Raw genomic sequence first — 14,174 nt, 5'->3', positions numbered from 1 at the left:
ACAATAAATATTCCTTACATGTCAAGTGCAGTAAGGCTTATAAAAATAATTTGATACACTTAATTACATTTTTTAATCTTTAAATTTAATAGTTTAGCATAACAGGTACTGAAGAACCATATTTTTTGTTAATTCCAAATTTTTCAACAATTTTCTTGGGATAATTGGTAAATAAAGTCACCTCATTTCCCTGCTCAATTAATTCCCGTGCCAAATCAAATGCATGGAATCGACCATGAACCACAACAGCGATTTTAAGTTTCATGAATTAATCTTTACAGGTTGACAATACTGTTATGACATAGACCGGATAAGGATTCTAGATTTTAGCTTTTTTAAGGATGGGGTATTTTATTCGGTCTGGACTGTGTGATATCTGTTAGCAAATTCGAGAAGACTTAATTTGAATTGCTGGGATCTAGAAATTTCCTGGAAAACTGAAACAGAAGGCTGAGAAAAATTAGATGCTAACGAGGTTCGTTCCCTGGTTTCCATTTAATATTGCAACCAATACTCGGCTTTTGCTCACTTATCAAAGGTTTACTCCCTAGTACCGCTTCAATGGCTGCGCGTAAATCTGCACCCGTTACAGGTTTGTCGTTACTGGGACGGCTATCATCTAATTGTCCCCGATAAACCAGTTGGCGATCGCTATCAAATAGAAAAAAATCAGGTGTACAAGCTGCTGTATAAGCCTTTGCTACTTCTTGAGTTTCGTCGTAGCATAAGGGAAATTTAAACCCAAGTTCCGTTGACATTACCTGCAAAGATTCTGGTGCATCATCTGGGTGGTTTTTTGCATCATTGGCACTTATGGCAATCATCCCCAAATCACTTGTGCCGTAATCTGTACCTAACAGCGCTAATTCTGCTTGGATATGCTTGACAAAAGGGCAATGCCGACAAATAAACATTACCAGCAATGCTTTTTTGCCTGCAAAAGTAGAAAGCGAGATCGTCTTTCCAGATACTACTTCAGGTAGATGAAAATCTGGCGCTTTAGTGCCTAACGGCAACATGGTAGAAGCAGTTAAAGCCATAGATCCCCCGATAAACTAAGCTTTGCGGCTTTGGCTATTATTTGTTGTAAAGATAGCATAAAGTTTCCCATAAATATAGAGACGATAAAATTAATTCCTGTCTCTATATCTTTGAAGCGTGGCGCTACAAAAAGTTGAATTGGTTGATTACAGATTTGCCAAAACACCGAAAATACCTTGTCCTGTAGCCACTTCTAATATTATCAGAGAGACAAAACCAATGATGGCTAAAGGACGTTGAGCAATTCTGCATCAGGAGTGAAACCAGTGCGATGCCTTGTTCGTCTACATAAACCTTTGGTTCAACCGCAAAGTTGTTGATTTTACCCTGATTGTCAACCATAGAACCGTTGATATTCATGGGGTTTTCTCCATTTTGTCTCTTACGTTAAGGATTGCAACAAAGATATTAATATTTGTAAAACCAGCGCTAATAGTCATTAACTGCTAGACTAATTGAATTTGATTTTTAGCCAAAGATGATAGAAACGGGTCAAGCAACTGAATTTCGTTACACAGCACAGCACAAGCCCAACCAGTTGATTTATGGAACTGGGCAAACAGCGGTGATTACAGGGTGGACGGTGAAAGCTGCGATCGCAAAACACCTGCAACCGCCAGAGTATGCTGTAATTGGGCAGTTATACTCACCCACCAGGGGGATAAACTTACTAATTCGCAATTTGCTACATAACCCCCATGTACGCTTTTTAGTGGTTCTCAACGCCACAAAGGAAGACAAAAACGCTGGTGCATGTCAATGTTTACTAGACTTTTTTCGTAATGGTGTTGAAGAAAGCATCAGCGACACAGGGCGCAAATCTTGGGTAGTTCGCTCTGCTATTCCCGGTTATATTGATATTGATATTGATATTAATGCTTTAGAAAAACTGCGGCATTCTGTAAACTGGCTAGAAGCGAAATCAATTACAGAAGCAGTTAATCAAGTTAAATCTTCTACCCAAAAAGAACCAATTGAACCTTGGGGAAGTTCCCAAGAGTTTCCCATGTCTTCTGTTGAACCAACAGTTTTACCAGGGCCACGCTACGGACACAGAATCGAAGGTAAGACTATAGCGGAAACTTGGGTAAAAATCATTCATCGAATTAAGACAACGGGAACAATTCGCCCAACTGGCTATGATGGACAATGGCAAGAGTTAATAGATTTGATAGCAGTCGTTACAGATGAGCCTGCTGATTTCTACTTTCCTGAACCGAATTATTTACCAATTGACCGCAGTTTTATTCAAGAATATATTTCGCAAATTTTAGATGATGCTCCTCAACAAGAAGGAGTTAAATATACTTATGGTCAGCGTTTACGTTCTTGGTTTGGACGTGACCAAATTCAGGAAGTAATTAATAAATTAGTGGCTGATATAGATTCAGCTAGGGCTGTAATGTCTTTATGGGATGCTAGCCACGACGCTAATGACAGTCCCCCATGCCTTAACCATATTTGGGTAAGAATTGTTGATCATCAGTTATCTTTAACGGCGACTTTCCGCAGTAATGATATGTTTTCTGCATGGCCTGCAAATGCTATGGGATTGCGGGAGTTGCAAAAATATATTTGTGATGCTATTACTCAAAAGTCAAACCATATTTTGAAGATGGGGCCATTAATTACCATTAGTCAAAGTGCCCATATTTATGATGACTGTTTTGAGAATACTGAAAATGTAATTACATCCCAATATACAAAAATTTGTCAACAACGAGATTACGCTGATCCTGCGGGTAGTTTTGTGATTACTGTGCAGGATGGCAGCATTTTTGTAGAACATACAACTCCTGGTTCTGGAGAAGTAGTTAATTGTTATTCTGGTAAATCTGCAAGTCAACTTTCTCGGCAAATAGTAGCAGATTGTCCTGGGTTGCAAGTCGAACACGCGATATATTTGGGTGGGGAGTTGCAAAAAGCTGAGATTGCTTTATCGAGTAAACAAGAGTTTATTTATGATCAAGATAAACCTTTAAAAATATATAGCAAGCACCCAATAGTACAATATAGTTAATTAATTAGATTATTGTTAATCATCTTCTCCCTATAATTCTTGCAACTATTCCTGATGTAGCCCTCTCTATAGCTATAGCTACTGCTACGGTAACGCTACTTCCGGTAGTATTACCAAAATACAAATAACCTACAATACCCGGTATGCCTATAATAAAAATAGATGCTAATCCTAGTTGCAAGTCTTTGATCAAAGATTCTCTACTAGTCTGAGACAGTAATCTAAAGAACTTTGATCTGCTGGAACTTGAGGAGTATGGAGAGGCTGGTGATTCATTTTTGAAGAAGACTATAGTACAAAACTTTTCTTTATATTTGAGTTTAATTACATCTCTGGAAAAGTTTTGCACTGGTATTAATAATTCTCCTTCTGCCCAGCCTGGATCAACTTTTGTGGATATATTAGATAGTCCACGTGAAACTATTGATACTTTTGACAATATCAAGGCTGAAATTGTGCAATCTTGAGGCATTTTCAGCTTTTCATAAGTACCAATTAAAGCTATATCTCCAGGCTTAATTTCAATTGACTGTCCCTCATGTAAAGTATCGAGGTTAGGCTTGGCTATAAATGTTTTATAAAATCCACCTACTCTTAAATCATAGCCCATAGGTGTTATGCAATCATCTGAACCGTCCAGAATCAACAGTGGTTTTATTTCATTCCACTGGCCTGCATCGTAACATAAAATATTTTTCAAATCCGTATCTGTGAGTATTGACATTCTCCAAACCTCCTAGCACGTAGCTCAAAATTTTATAAGTCAATTTTCTGCTTTTGAAGGTTAAACCCTAGCCAGAGTTACAACTCCTAACTGATCTTGGTATTTACCCTTTCGTGCTTCGTAATTCACAGCACAGGGCGCTCCTTCTAAAAACATTAACTGTACTATGCCTTCGTTGGCGTAAATGCGGCAGTCAGCACTAGAAGCATTGGATAACTCTAAGGTTAAGTAACCGCGCCAAGCTGCCTCCGCAGGAGTTACGTTTGCAATTATACCACACCTTGCGTAAGAGCTTTTACCTATGCAAATTACTGTAATATTATTTGGTATTTCTAGCCTTTCAAGAGCAACCCCAAGTCCATAGGAATGTGCTGGAAGGATGAAGTAACTACCATTTTCATCTGTATGGAGTTTTGTTTGCTCCAAGTTTTCAGGATTAAAATTCTTCGGATCAACTACTGTGCCTGGAATATGCTTAAAAATACGGAAATCGTTGGGTGATAGTCTGATGTCATAGCCAAAGCTGCTAAGACCAAATGAAATTATAGGTAATTCTGCAAGATGACGTATTAAACTTGGCTCAAAAGGCGAAATCATACCCTTTTGAGCCATTTCATTAATCCAGATATCGTTTTTAATCACAATTTCACGGGTAATTCAATTTGAATTACTAGGATATCGTGAAGTGGTGCATTATTGACCAATATGGTTCGGCTGGCTTTTTGATCTCGTGAAGATACCCCAAGCCTCGTTAAAAAGCTACCGTGTACACACAAATAATCTAATTATCCCAAATTCTATTTTGTAGGGTGTGTTGTGACGTTTCGTCTAACGCACTATCTTAGACTTGCGGTGTTATGTCGGGGAGACGGTGCGTTGGGAACTCACCCTACATGAGGTTTTGCATTTTAGGGTCGATGACTGCGACGGATTTCGGTGATTTGATCTGCTACATCTAGTAGAGACTTTGGCATCTCTGGCCCGGTGAGAATGATATCGACATTGGGAGGACGTTTGGCTAGAAAGGCTAAAACTTCAGATTCGGGAATTAAACCAAAGTTAATGGCTAAACTTAACTCATCTAAGACCACGAGAGAATACTTACCTTCACACACTAGTTTTTGTGTATGCTGCCACAGTTGTTGTAGAGCTTGGTTTTCGGAATCATCTAGCTGTGGTGTATCAATACAACGGGGCAAATCACAACGAATCCAATCTAAATTTTGTCCCAGTTGCATGGGCCGGTCTTGTCCTTGATGAATGCCACCTTTGAGGAATTGCACGACTAACACGGGTGTACCTTGTCCGGCGATCCTCAGTGATTGAGCCATGACGCTGGTGAAAAAGTTACGATGGGTGCTAGTGAAAACTTGCACTAGTCCTTCGACTGGATATGGTAAGCTGAGAGTCGAATTTACACTTGGGGTTTCTAGCTGGGCAACCATAGGGCGTAGTTTAAAAAGTCACTATAGAATAAAAAACTTTTGCTGGAAGTTGCGATCGCCTCTGGCGGGCACTCTGTGCCATCGCCTATGGCGGGCAGTCCGTGCCATCGCTCTCTCCACCTCTATAATCTATCTGCTTTACACAGGTTTAGTTGATTTCTTGATTTGCCTTCTTAGTCAAACACTAGGTTTGTTCTGAAGTCAAGAGTTGTTTGGCTGGAAATTTTCGTTTTTTATAGGCAACATACGTACCATCGCTATGGGGGTGCTGTTGCCCATTGCCAAAATAAGAATAGACAATTGGCATTTTTCATAGCTTAAAAAAGCTGGAGTAGCAGATGGAAATCATTATTTGTGAGATTTCCTATTTATTTGGACTAAACCGAGTTATAAAATAGTGAATTTGAGACAATGAGGGGTGAATCGTTGTGAAATTGGTGATTCTAGGAGGTTCAGGAGCGGGGAAAAGCACTCAAGCACAAAGGCTTTGTAGATACTTTGATATTTCTCTGATTTCCACAGGTGAGACTTTACGGGAGGCGATGTCTAAGGAAAATGCCCTCGACGGCTACAGCGAATTGAGTGATTTAGGTCGCTACACCCAGCCTTATGTGGAAACAGGGGAATTAGTCCCAGACGAAATGATGATTGAATTGATCAGAGTTCACCTCACAAAGTTCGATGTTAACTCTAGCTGGGTATTAGAGGGCTATCCCCGGACTGCATTCCAAGCGGAGGAGTTGGATTTTTTGTTGGATGATTTAGGGCAGAAGCTAGATTGGGCAATTTATCTCCAAGTACCAGCAGCGGTAATGGTGAGCCGTTCCTTGGGGCGATTGCCTCCGGCACTGCGCTCCGCGCAATCGCTTCCTGATGACCAACCGGAAATCGTCCAGCGTCGTGTAGAACTATTCTACGATCGCACTGTTCCCATTTTAGAATATTACGACCGTCGTCGCCGCCTATTGACCATTAACGGTGATCAGTCCCCAGAACTGGTACAGCAAAACATTCTGACACTGCTCTCCATCCCTTAGCCAGTTTGTTATTCTGCTGATAAGTGTCAAGGAAAATGCTTGTTTTCGGATATCATGGCAGATGAGTTTCTTGGCACATAATTAAGCAAATACTGAAAGTGCCTCTGTGACTGGCATTGAAAGACATAAATGCTTACGTATTTTAGATAAAAATTTTGAGGCAACTCCAATGGTTTGGCAGCGCCCAGACGGTAGGCAATCTTACGAACTGCGTCCCATTAGCTTTCACTCCGGTTTCACCCGCTATGCAGCCGGTTCTGTTCTCGCCAAATGCGGTGATACTCAGGTACTTTGTACCGCCAGCATAGCTGAGGGAGTACCCAAATTTTTAGCTGGAACTGGCAAAGGTTGGTTAACTGCTGAATATCGAATGTTGCCTTCTGCCACACAACAAAGGCAAGAAAGGGAATTGTTGAAATTATCAGGACGGACGCAAGAAATTCAACGTTTAATTGGCCGCAGCCTCCGGGCAGCATTGGATTTTGAGGCGTTGGGAGAACGGACGCTGACTGTGGATGCTGACGTATTGCAAGCCGATGCTGGCACGAGGACAACAGCGATTACAGGCGGATTTGTGGCCTTGTCTCATGCAATATCTCAATTATTGCAGCAGTCGGTATTAAAGCGATCGCCTCTGCGCCGACAAATAGCCGCAGTTTCTGTTGGTTTATTGCAGGGAGAGCCTTTTTTGGATCTCAACTATATTGAAGATGTAACTGCATCAGTTGATTTCAACGTGGTGATGAATCAACACCTAGAAATCATCGAAGTTCAGGGAACAGCGGAGGAAGGCAGCTTTAGCCGTACCCAATTAAATCAGCTGCTGGATTTCTCAGAAAAAGGCATTCAGCAATTATTAATCGCTCAAAGGGAAGCTGTCCCCAATTGGGAAGAGCTATTTGTGGGGAATTAAGGTCACTCAATGCCAGGATTTTGGATTAACCTATGCCTTAGCTCCTCTGTTCCCAGAGTGACTCAGGAGATAAGAAGTTGCAAGTGGCGCGATTTTAATCCTCCGTTGCAAGATATAAGTCAAGACAGGGCCAAGAGAGTGAGGATTTTGGGTTGTCAGTATTAATGGCGGTAAAATTGCCACCAAAAAGAAAATTAGAGCAAACGTGGATTGTACGCTGTTTTGCCGCAGTACTGCTTTTCGGGCAAATCTGCCTGCATTTTCTGCAAGGAAAGACTTATTACCGTAAAATTCTGGAACATGCAGTAACTGCCGGGCCTGGTTCTATGGCTCCCGTGTTGCTGGTGAGTGGTTTTGCAGGGATGATTTTTACCATTCAGACAGCCAGAGAATTGGTGCAATTTGGTGCTGTCAATTCTGTAGGAGGTGCCTTTGCTTTAGCTTTTTGCAGAGAACTAGCGCCAATTTTGACTGCTAGTATTATTGCCGGACAAGTAGGTTCTGCTTTTGCCGCCGAAATAGGTGCAATGCGAGTCACAGAGCAAATTGATGCACTTTATATGCTCAAAACCGATCCGATTGATTATCTCGTGTTGCCGAGAGTCATTGCTTGCTGTTTGATGATGCCCTTGATGATGATTTTTGCTTTAGTTATGGGCATCACTGGCGGAGTTTTTGCCGCGTCACAGTTTTACCAAGTTGAGCCAGAGACCTTTTTAGACTCAGTTAGAGATTTTTTAGCACCATCAGATTTGTGGATTATTGTCCTCAAAGGGTTGATTTTTGGGACTATAGTGGCTGTCAATGGTTGTAGTTGGGGGCTAACTACTCAGGGAGGAGCCAAAGAAGTAGGACAATCAGCAACAACAGCAGTCGTCACTACTTGGGTGTCAATTTTTATCATGGATTTTGTGCTTTCTTTGCTAATGTTCGAGCATCCCGCACTTTAAACCAATGTATCAAATTATATCTGCCCCCTACAAGAAAGCAAGAAAGCCTTCTTCATTAGCGGTTAGTACAACTGACTACTGACAACTGATCACTAATAATGATAAAGAACCTCTAGGTTAATTTTTTCCCACCTAATTGATGATGTTAAAAGTTTCAAAAGTTAAAAAGGGAGCAGGTCAGAAGTTCGGTATTGTATTGCTGGAAGCAGGCAATATAAAGCCATGAACAAAACGGTTGAAGTTTTACCAGATCAGCCAGCGTTGGTAGCGCGATCGCTAGAGTTGATCTTGTCGAGGTTAAAAACTGCCATAGAGCAGCGGGGACAATTTACTATTGCTTTATCTGGCGGCAGCACACCCAAGCCGTTGTATGAAGCGATTGCCAATCTTGATTTGCCTTGGGATAAAATTCACGTATTCTGGGGGGATGAACGCTACGTACCACCAGATCATCCCGATAGCAATGAACTCATGACGCGTCGTGCATGGTTAGATCGTGTAGCTATTCCAGCGGCTAACATTCACGCCATACCTACTTTAGAAGCAAATCCAGAGCAGTCGGCTGTTAAATATGAACAGCATCTCCAAGAATTTTTTAATTCTGCACCTGGAAAGTTTCCCGCAATAGATGTGGTATTGCTGGGAATGGGTGATGATGCACACACCGCATCTTTGTTTCCTCACACCGAAGCGCTCAAAGTAAGCGATCGCTTAATTACTGTGGGTAACAAAGACGGCAACCCCCGCATAACCTTCACATACCCATTGATCAACGCAGCTCGGAGTGTAATTTTCCTTGTTGCTGGTGCTAACAAACGACCAGCCTTAGCGCAAATCTTCGCACCCGTAGCGGATGACTTCGCTTATCCATCCCGGCTAATTAAACCCCAAGGGGAACTTTGGTGGTTGCTAGATTCAGCAGCAGGTTTGGAACTAAAACCTTAAATCTCTCATCAGCAGTAATTGTTAGAATCGAAACCTAGAATCGCTCCGCTGCTTGCCAGTACTATTTTACGATGATCTTGAACAAAGGCTTAAATCCATGATCGTCTGCCCTAATTGCAATCATCCCAACCCAGACGGCGCTGTTCAGTGTGAAGCTTGCTACACGCCTTTACCAGCTACCACTAACTGCCCCAGCTGTGGGGCAACTGTGCAGGCAGATGCTGCTTTCTGTGGTCAGTGTGGCTATAACCTACACTCAAATGTCGTCGCTGCAACCGTTGCTCCCGACATCGCCGTAGAAATACCGCCCTTAGTTTCCCCTGAGCCACTTTTCAATCTTGTAGAACCCATCGCCCCTGCCGCTACTTCAAGCTTACCACCCACAGCAATGGCAGTTGCACCAGCACCAGCACCAGAAATGCCAACCATTGCTGTTGCACCCCTAGCCACTGGGCAGGGAATTCCGACTCCACCAGTACCAGCACCAGCACCGGAACCAGTACCAATGGCAGCTGCTGAACCGGAACCAGCACCAGTACCAGCACCAGTACCGGAACCAGAACCAGTACCGGAACCGGAACCAGAAACAGAAACAATAACACCAGCAGAAGCATCCACCCTAAATGCTGCAAGAACGCAATTGCAGCAAGTGATGGCGCGGTTATTCCACGTCCAAAGCGACCGAGAAATTGAATTACCGCAAAATCTTTCTGTGATTCATATCGGCAAGCCCAATGACCGAATTCCCCCTGATATAGATGTTTCAGGATTTCCCAATTCAGAAATTGTCTCGCGGATTCATGCAGATATTCGCGTTGAGGGCGATGCTCACTATATAGAAGATGTGGGTAGTTCCAACGGCACTTATATTAATAATTTGCCGCTATTACCGGGGAACAGACACCGCTTGCGTCCAGGCGATCGCATCAGTCTAGGTAAAGGAGATATGGTAACATTCCTCTTTCAACTTTCTTAGTTGATGCTGACTCAAGGGTGAGACTTACCTAGAGCGCGATTACACCCCGGATTGCTGTTTCTAACGTAGAAAGTTGGACTTTGGACGGGCGGCGGTTGACTGTAGTTTTCCGTCGTCACGCCTAGGGGCAATTCTTCCTATTGCTGACTAACTGCACTGTGATTAAAAGTCGATTAGGATGGATGAAATAGCACCAAGGCAGTTGCGGTAATTACTTCAAGGAAAGTGACATCATGAGGGAACCAGGAAAACATTTTCAACCCTTGCTCGCCAAAGAAGCCCCGCCAGAAGTTGAACGTATGGGACTAACTTGGCTGATAGCAGCTGCTTTCACCACGACTATTTTGTGGCAATTACCAGCAGGCGATTACATTTTATACCCATTCACTATCCTAGCAACTTGGTTTCACGAAATGGGTCACGGCTTGATGGCTCTGATGTTGGGGGGAAACTTTCAGAAATTAGAGATTTTTGGCAATGGCTCCGGCGTAGCAACTTATACGATCCAAACATCATTGGGGCCAATTGGCCCGGGGTTAGTTGCAGCAGCTGGGCCGATGGGGCCCCCAGTTGCCGGGACATTTTTGCTGTTAGCTTCCCGCAGTTTTACAGCAGCCTCCCTGAGTTTGAAACTTCTAGGGGGTTTTTTGCTACTGTCAACATTAATTTGGGTGCGTTCTGCCTTTGGATTTGTAGCCATTCCTCTGCTAGGTTTAATTATCCTGGGAATCGCCTTGAGAACTCCCCGTTGGGTACAGGGGTTTGCTATTCAATTTCTGGGTGTGCAAGCTTGTGTGAGTACTTACCATCAACTAGATTATCTATTTAGCTACAGTGCTGGGCCTCTGGGACTCTCAGATACAGCGCAAATGCAGCGTTATTTGCTATTACCTTACTGGTTTTGGGGTGGGTTAATGGCGATCGCATCTCTAGTAATTCTAGTTCAAAGTCTCCGCGTCGCCTACCGTTCTGACTAAATGACAACTCTCAAAACCTTGATTGCTGAATTAGATACAGAATGCGCTCTACTCAGGCATCCTCTAAAATTTAGAGTAAACGTTGTTCCACAACCTACTTCACTTTCTACAAAAATTTCTCCTTGATGCCGTTCCACACTTTTTTTAACAACTGCTAAACCCAGCCCAGTACCAACGATATTATCAATATTTTGACATCGATAGAAAGGCTCATAAATTTTTTGCTGTTCTGCTGGTGGAATGCCTATTCCTTTATCTATCACCTGAAAAACTAAAACTTCTGGCTCAGAATTTAAAATCAAATATATCTTACCTCCAGCAGATGAATATTTAATAGCATTTAAAAGCAAATTACTGAGGATAGAATACAGCAGTTTTTCATCTAAATTTGCACGGAAACACTGACCATTATTCATAAATTCTATCAGATGTGGTATTGTCCCAAAAAGCTGTAAATCTTCCACCAAATTTAAACAGAAATTTTCTACATTGATCAATTGAGGTTTGTAATCTAGCTTACCTGCTTCGGCTCTAGTTAAAGTCAATATATCTGTTAACAGATGATTCATTAATTTGGCAGAAGATTGAATGCGGTAGAGATTTTTTAATTGCTTCTCATCCACTAATTCTCCAAGAATTTCCCCCAATAACTGAGATGAAAGTAAAATTACACTTAAAGGTGTACGAAATTCATGAGAAATCATCGAAAACAACTGAAGTTTTAATTCCCCAATTTCTTTTTCTTTAGACAGAGAGAATTCTAAAGACTCAATATGCTTACGTTTTACCCATTGACGATCTAGGACAACGCATAAACTACAAATTACTAGAATACTTAAAATTATCCCGACTATTTCCATCAATATTCTTAAGCGAATACTGTTTTCAGATTCCTCAAGTGAATTCAGCAAGTAACGTTGTTCTTCAGCTTTAATATCTGCCATCACAGATAGAATTTCTTCTCGAAGTTTAACGCTGCGTTCGGTAATATTAGTTTGCACCTGTAATGCTGTTTTATCTTTTTCATAAAGTTCTATTGATTGCTTGAGAAGAGCTAATCTTTGATTTACCAATGAATTCAACCGGGCAAATCGCTGTTGCTGACTCAAACTAAGATGTATCTGCTTTTTTAACAGCATCAGTTCAGACTGCATATTGATAACTTCACTTGGATAACGGTTTAAATCTTGTTTACTCCCCAAAAATATTGACCCTCGCCGCGTCGATTCTACAACCGTCATTGCCGCAAAAAAGTTTGACAAAGTATTAAGAGTTTGGTAAGTTCTCTGTACCCTATAAGCCCCCTGTTCGATTTCATTTGTGTTCTTAAATGAAGCGAAGGTGATTAATCCAATAAGCAACAGAGTTAAACCAAACCCTCCAGCAATCCATTTTCCTTGGAGAGACCATTTCATAAAACACCTTCTTAATAAAGTTTGTGAAACAAGAGCTTGTTTTATCACTGCCTATTCTATACAGTCGCACTGCATAGGTGATAAAGTTAAGCCGATATTCCGCAGGTTTTTCCCAAGGGAACAAGGAATAAATTATGCGAATTCTTGTGGTTGAAGATGATACTCAACTAGCGGAGGTACTGACAGAAGCTTTAAGCAGACGCCAGTATGTAGTAGATGTTGCCAAGAACGGTGAAGCCGCTTGGAACTCAGCAGAGTCAATGAAGTATGACTTAGTGGTGCTGGATGTGACACTGCCTAAACTAGATGGTATAAGGTTTTGTCAACGCTTACGTACCACTAGCGCCAGCAATCCAGCATATCGAAACTCCGGCGCACCCGTGCTAATGTTAACAGCCCGTGATACTGTAGCCGACAAGATAGCTGGGTTAGATGCAGGAGCAGATGATTATGTAGCAAAGCCATTTGACTTAGAAGAGTTAATGGCTCGGATACGTGCTTTACTTAGACGCGGTAGTTCTGCAACCTCAATGAGTTTGTCTTGGGGAAAACTGTACTTAAATCCAAGTACCTACGAGGCTACTTACGATAGCTACCCTCTGTCATTAACCCCGAAAGAATATACAATTTTGGAATTACTGGTTGCTAATGGCAGAAGAGTGTTGAGCCGTTCTAGCATTATTGAGCAGGTTTGGTCAGTAGACGACTCTCCAGTAGAAGAAACTGTTAGGTCTCATATTAGATGTTTGAGGCAAAAGCTTAGAGTTTTAGGTGCGCCAGAAGATTTTATTGAAACAGTTCATGGGCTGGGCTATCGCCTCAAATAGGAATAACTTCCCTTTGGACAAAGTTATAATTTTGTCCAGTATTTTTTTCTGCACAAATTCTGCACAAATTCTACACGGCTATTGCATATATAGGTTATATGCTCTTATTCGGATGTGATAAAGCTAAAAATTTCAATCACTCAATAAGAAGGGGAATTGTGGATGAAAGAGAAAAATACATATCATGGATGGGTGATTGAATTAATACCATTATCTGAAGGTTACGCATTTAAGTGTTGGATGCCAGATGAGCAAATAGGAATTAGCAATAACCATATTTATCCTGGACTGTATCAGGCTGTTAGGGCAGCGAGGAAAAGGGTAAAACTGGAGTCTGCAAGTTTAGCACTTATTTGTTTCTTAAATGAATCTTACGAAAATTGCCATCTTAGTCACAAAGAATGTTCGGCTCTCACAAGTTCTATCTCTGACTTTACTACCTCAGCCAGTTCACCTAAAATTTGAGACTCTTAAACTTAGCAGATGAATAACCAAATTCTTTGTTTCTACAAAAACACAACTAGTAAAATTCAAATTGCTTGCATCTCAAACATTGCTAATTGGCGCTTCGAGCAAGTAGTGTTTCCAGGAGAACAACTTTTATTTGAAGCTGCTCCTGACGCTGAACTCAGAATCGATACTGATACCAAAACAGGGGCAATTGTCACAAATAGAATTCTTTGCTTAGATATCCAAGTATTAGAGTGATTATTAATTATTTAAGTAAATATACAGTGTGTCGAAAATTCTACTTAGAAAATGCATTCAGAACTTTTTGTGAATATCAAAAACGATTCTCGCGGCAGCGGTAGGTTTTACAGTGTTTAACTGTCAATCGGCTTCTCTTCGCTAGCGCCCCCCAGGCAAGAGAAGCACACTGACAAAATTGGTAACAATTCGCCAG

At 41.6% G+C, this 14,174-nt stretch carries 16 protein-coding genes and 1 pseudogene; 10 read left to right on the top strand and 7 right to left on the bottom strand.

What is annotated here, in order from left to right; all coding sequences use genetic code 11:
• Positions 1-85: 85 nt before the first annotated feature.
• The 3 genes and pseudogenes from H6G32_RS10440 to H6G32_RS26525 all read right to left on the bottom strand — a co-directional run bounded on the left by H6G32_RS10440 (position 86) and on the right by H6G32_RS26525 (position 1,401).
• Positions 86-265, bottom strand: a complete 180-nt coding sequence (locus H6G32_RS10440) for a hypothetical protein (protein ID WP_242046550.1) — start codon at positions 263-265, stop codon at positions 86-88.
• A gap of 202 nt (positions 266-467) precedes the next feature.
• A complete protein-coding gene (locus H6G32_RS10435) occupies positions 468-1,040 on the bottom strand; it encodes a thioredoxin family protein (protein WP_190457822.1) in 573 nt (190 codons plus the stop codon).
• A gap of 147 nt (positions 1,041-1,187) precedes the next feature.
• Positions 1,188-1,401: pseudogene (locus H6G32_RS26525) on the bottom strand (high light inducible protein).
• A gap of 118 nt (positions 1,402-1,519) precedes the next feature.
• Between H6G32_RS26525 and H6G32_RS10430 the strand changes: the two are divergent.
• Positions 1,520-3,061 carry a thymidylate synthase gene (locus H6G32_RS10430; protein ID WP_190457820.1) on the top strand — a complete coding sequence of 514 codons (1,542 nt, stop codon included), beginning with the start codon at positions 1,520-1,522 and terminating at the stop codon, positions 3,059-3,061.
• Positions 3,062-3,080: 19 nt separating this feature from the next.
• Here the strand turns inward: H6G32_RS10430 and H6G32_RS10425 are convergent, their stop codons facing one another.
• From H6G32_RS10425 to H6G32_RS10415, 3 genes are all read right to left on the bottom strand, one after another.
• Positions 3,081-3,785 (bottom strand): dCTP deaminase domain-containing protein, encoded by a 705-nt coding sequence (locus H6G32_RS10425; RefSeq protein ID WP_190457818.1) that lies wholly within the window; start codon positions 3,783-3,785, stop codon positions 3,081-3,083.
• A gap of 60 nt (positions 3,786-3,845) precedes the next feature.
• On the bottom strand, positions 3,846-4,427 hold the full coding sequence (gene dcd, locus H6G32_RS10420) for a dCTP deaminase (RefSeq protein ID WP_190457816.1): 582 nt from the start codon (positions 4,425-4,427) through the stop codon (positions 3,846-3,848).
• Between the two features lie 266 nt (positions 4,428-4,693).
• The gene (locus H6G32_RS10415; protein ID WP_190457814.1) at positions 4,694-5,230 is read right to left on the bottom strand and encodes a P-loop NTPase family protein; all 537 of its coding nucleotides are present in this window, start codon (positions 5,228-5,230) and stop codon (positions 4,694-4,696) included.
• Positions 5,231-5,658: 428 nt separating this feature from the next.
• Between H6G32_RS10415 and H6G32_RS10410 the strand changes: the two genes are divergently transcribed.
• The 6 genes from H6G32_RS10410 (at position 5,659) to H6G32_RS10385 (ending at position 11,028) form a co-directional block, all read left to right on the top strand.
• The gene (locus tag H6G32_RS10410) at positions 5,659-6,267 is read left to right on the top strand and encodes an adenylate kinase family protein (protein ID WP_190457812.1); all 609 of its coding nucleotides are present in this window, start codon (positions 5,659-5,661) and stop codon (positions 6,265-6,267) included.
• A gap of 169 nt (positions 6,268-6,436) precedes the next feature.
• Positions 6,437-7,180, top strand: a complete 744-nt coding sequence (gene rph / locus H6G32_RS10405) for a ribonuclease PH (RefSeq protein ID WP_190457829.1) — start codon at positions 6,437-6,439, stop codon at positions 7,178-7,180.
• A 164-nt stretch (positions 7,181-7,344) separates the two neighbouring features.
• Positions 7,345-8,130 carry an MlaE family ABC transporter permease gene (locus tag H6G32_RS10400; protein WP_190457810.1) on the top strand — a complete coding sequence of 262 codons (786 nt, stop codon included), beginning with the start codon at positions 7,345-7,347 and terminating at the stop codon, positions 8,128-8,130.
• A 222-nt stretch (positions 8,131-8,352) separates the two neighbouring features.
• On the top strand, positions 8,353-9,075 hold the full coding sequence (gene pgl, locus H6G32_RS10395; RefSeq protein WP_190457808.1) for a 6-phosphogluconolactonase: 723 nt from the start codon (positions 8,353-8,355) through the stop codon (positions 9,073-9,075).
• A 97-nt stretch (positions 9,076-9,172) separates the two neighbouring features.
• Positions 9,173-10,051 carry an FHA domain-containing protein gene (locus tag H6G32_RS10390; protein WP_190457806.1) on the top strand — a complete coding sequence of 293 codons (879 nt, stop codon included), beginning with the start codon at positions 9,173-9,175 and terminating at the stop codon, positions 10,049-10,051.
• A 233-nt stretch (positions 10,052-10,284) separates the two neighbouring features.
• Positions 10,285-11,028 carry a M50 family metallopeptidase gene (locus H6G32_RS10385; RefSeq protein ID WP_190457803.1) on the top strand — a complete coding sequence of 248 codons (744 nt, stop codon included), beginning with the start codon at positions 10,285-10,287 and terminating at the stop codon, positions 11,026-11,028.
• Here H6G32_RS10385 and H6G32_RS10380 read toward each other — a convergent pair.
• The gene (locus H6G32_RS10380; protein WP_242046549.1) at positions 11,025-12,443 is read right to left on the bottom strand and encodes a sensor histidine kinase; all 1,419 of its coding nucleotides are present in this window, start codon (positions 12,441-12,443) and stop codon (positions 11,025-11,027) included. The two genes, H6G32_RS10385 and H6G32_RS10380, sit on opposite strands and share 4 nt — an antisense overlap.
• Positions 12,444-12,577: 134 nt before the next feature.
• Between H6G32_RS10380 and H6G32_RS10375 the strand changes: the two genes are divergently transcribed.
• The 3 genes from H6G32_RS10375 to H6G32_RS26710 all read left to right on the top strand — a co-directional run bounded on the left by H6G32_RS10375 (position 12,578) and on the right by H6G32_RS26710 (position 13,978).
• The gene (locus tag H6G32_RS10375; protein WP_190457802.1) at positions 12,578-13,270 is read left to right on the top strand and encodes a response regulator transcription factor; all 693 of its coding nucleotides are present in this window, start codon (positions 12,578-12,580) and stop codon (positions 13,268-13,270) included.
• Positions 13,271-13,432: 162 nt separating this feature from the next.
• Entirely contained in the window at positions 13,433-13,735 is a 303-nt protein-coding gene (locus tag H6G32_RS26715) for a hypothetical protein (protein WP_242046548.1), read from the top strand.
• Between the two features lie 18 nt (positions 13,736-13,753).
• Complete coding sequence (locus H6G32_RS26710) at positions 13,754-13,978, top strand: DUF1830 domain-containing protein (RefSeq protein ID WP_242046547.1); 225 nt, start codon at positions 13,754-13,756, stop codon at positions 13,976-13,978.
• Positions 13,979-14,174: the final 196 nt, after the last annotated feature.

The sequence above is a fragment of the Cylindrospermum sp. FACHB-282 genome (assembly GCF_014697195.1).
In the GTDB taxonomy this organism is placed as follows: Bacteria; Cyanobacteriota; Cyanobacteriia; order Cyanobacteriales; family Nostocaceae; genus Cylindrospermum.
The sequence above is the reverse complement of the archived record's forward strand: the minus strand, read 5'-3'. Positions and strand labels throughout refer to the sequence as shown.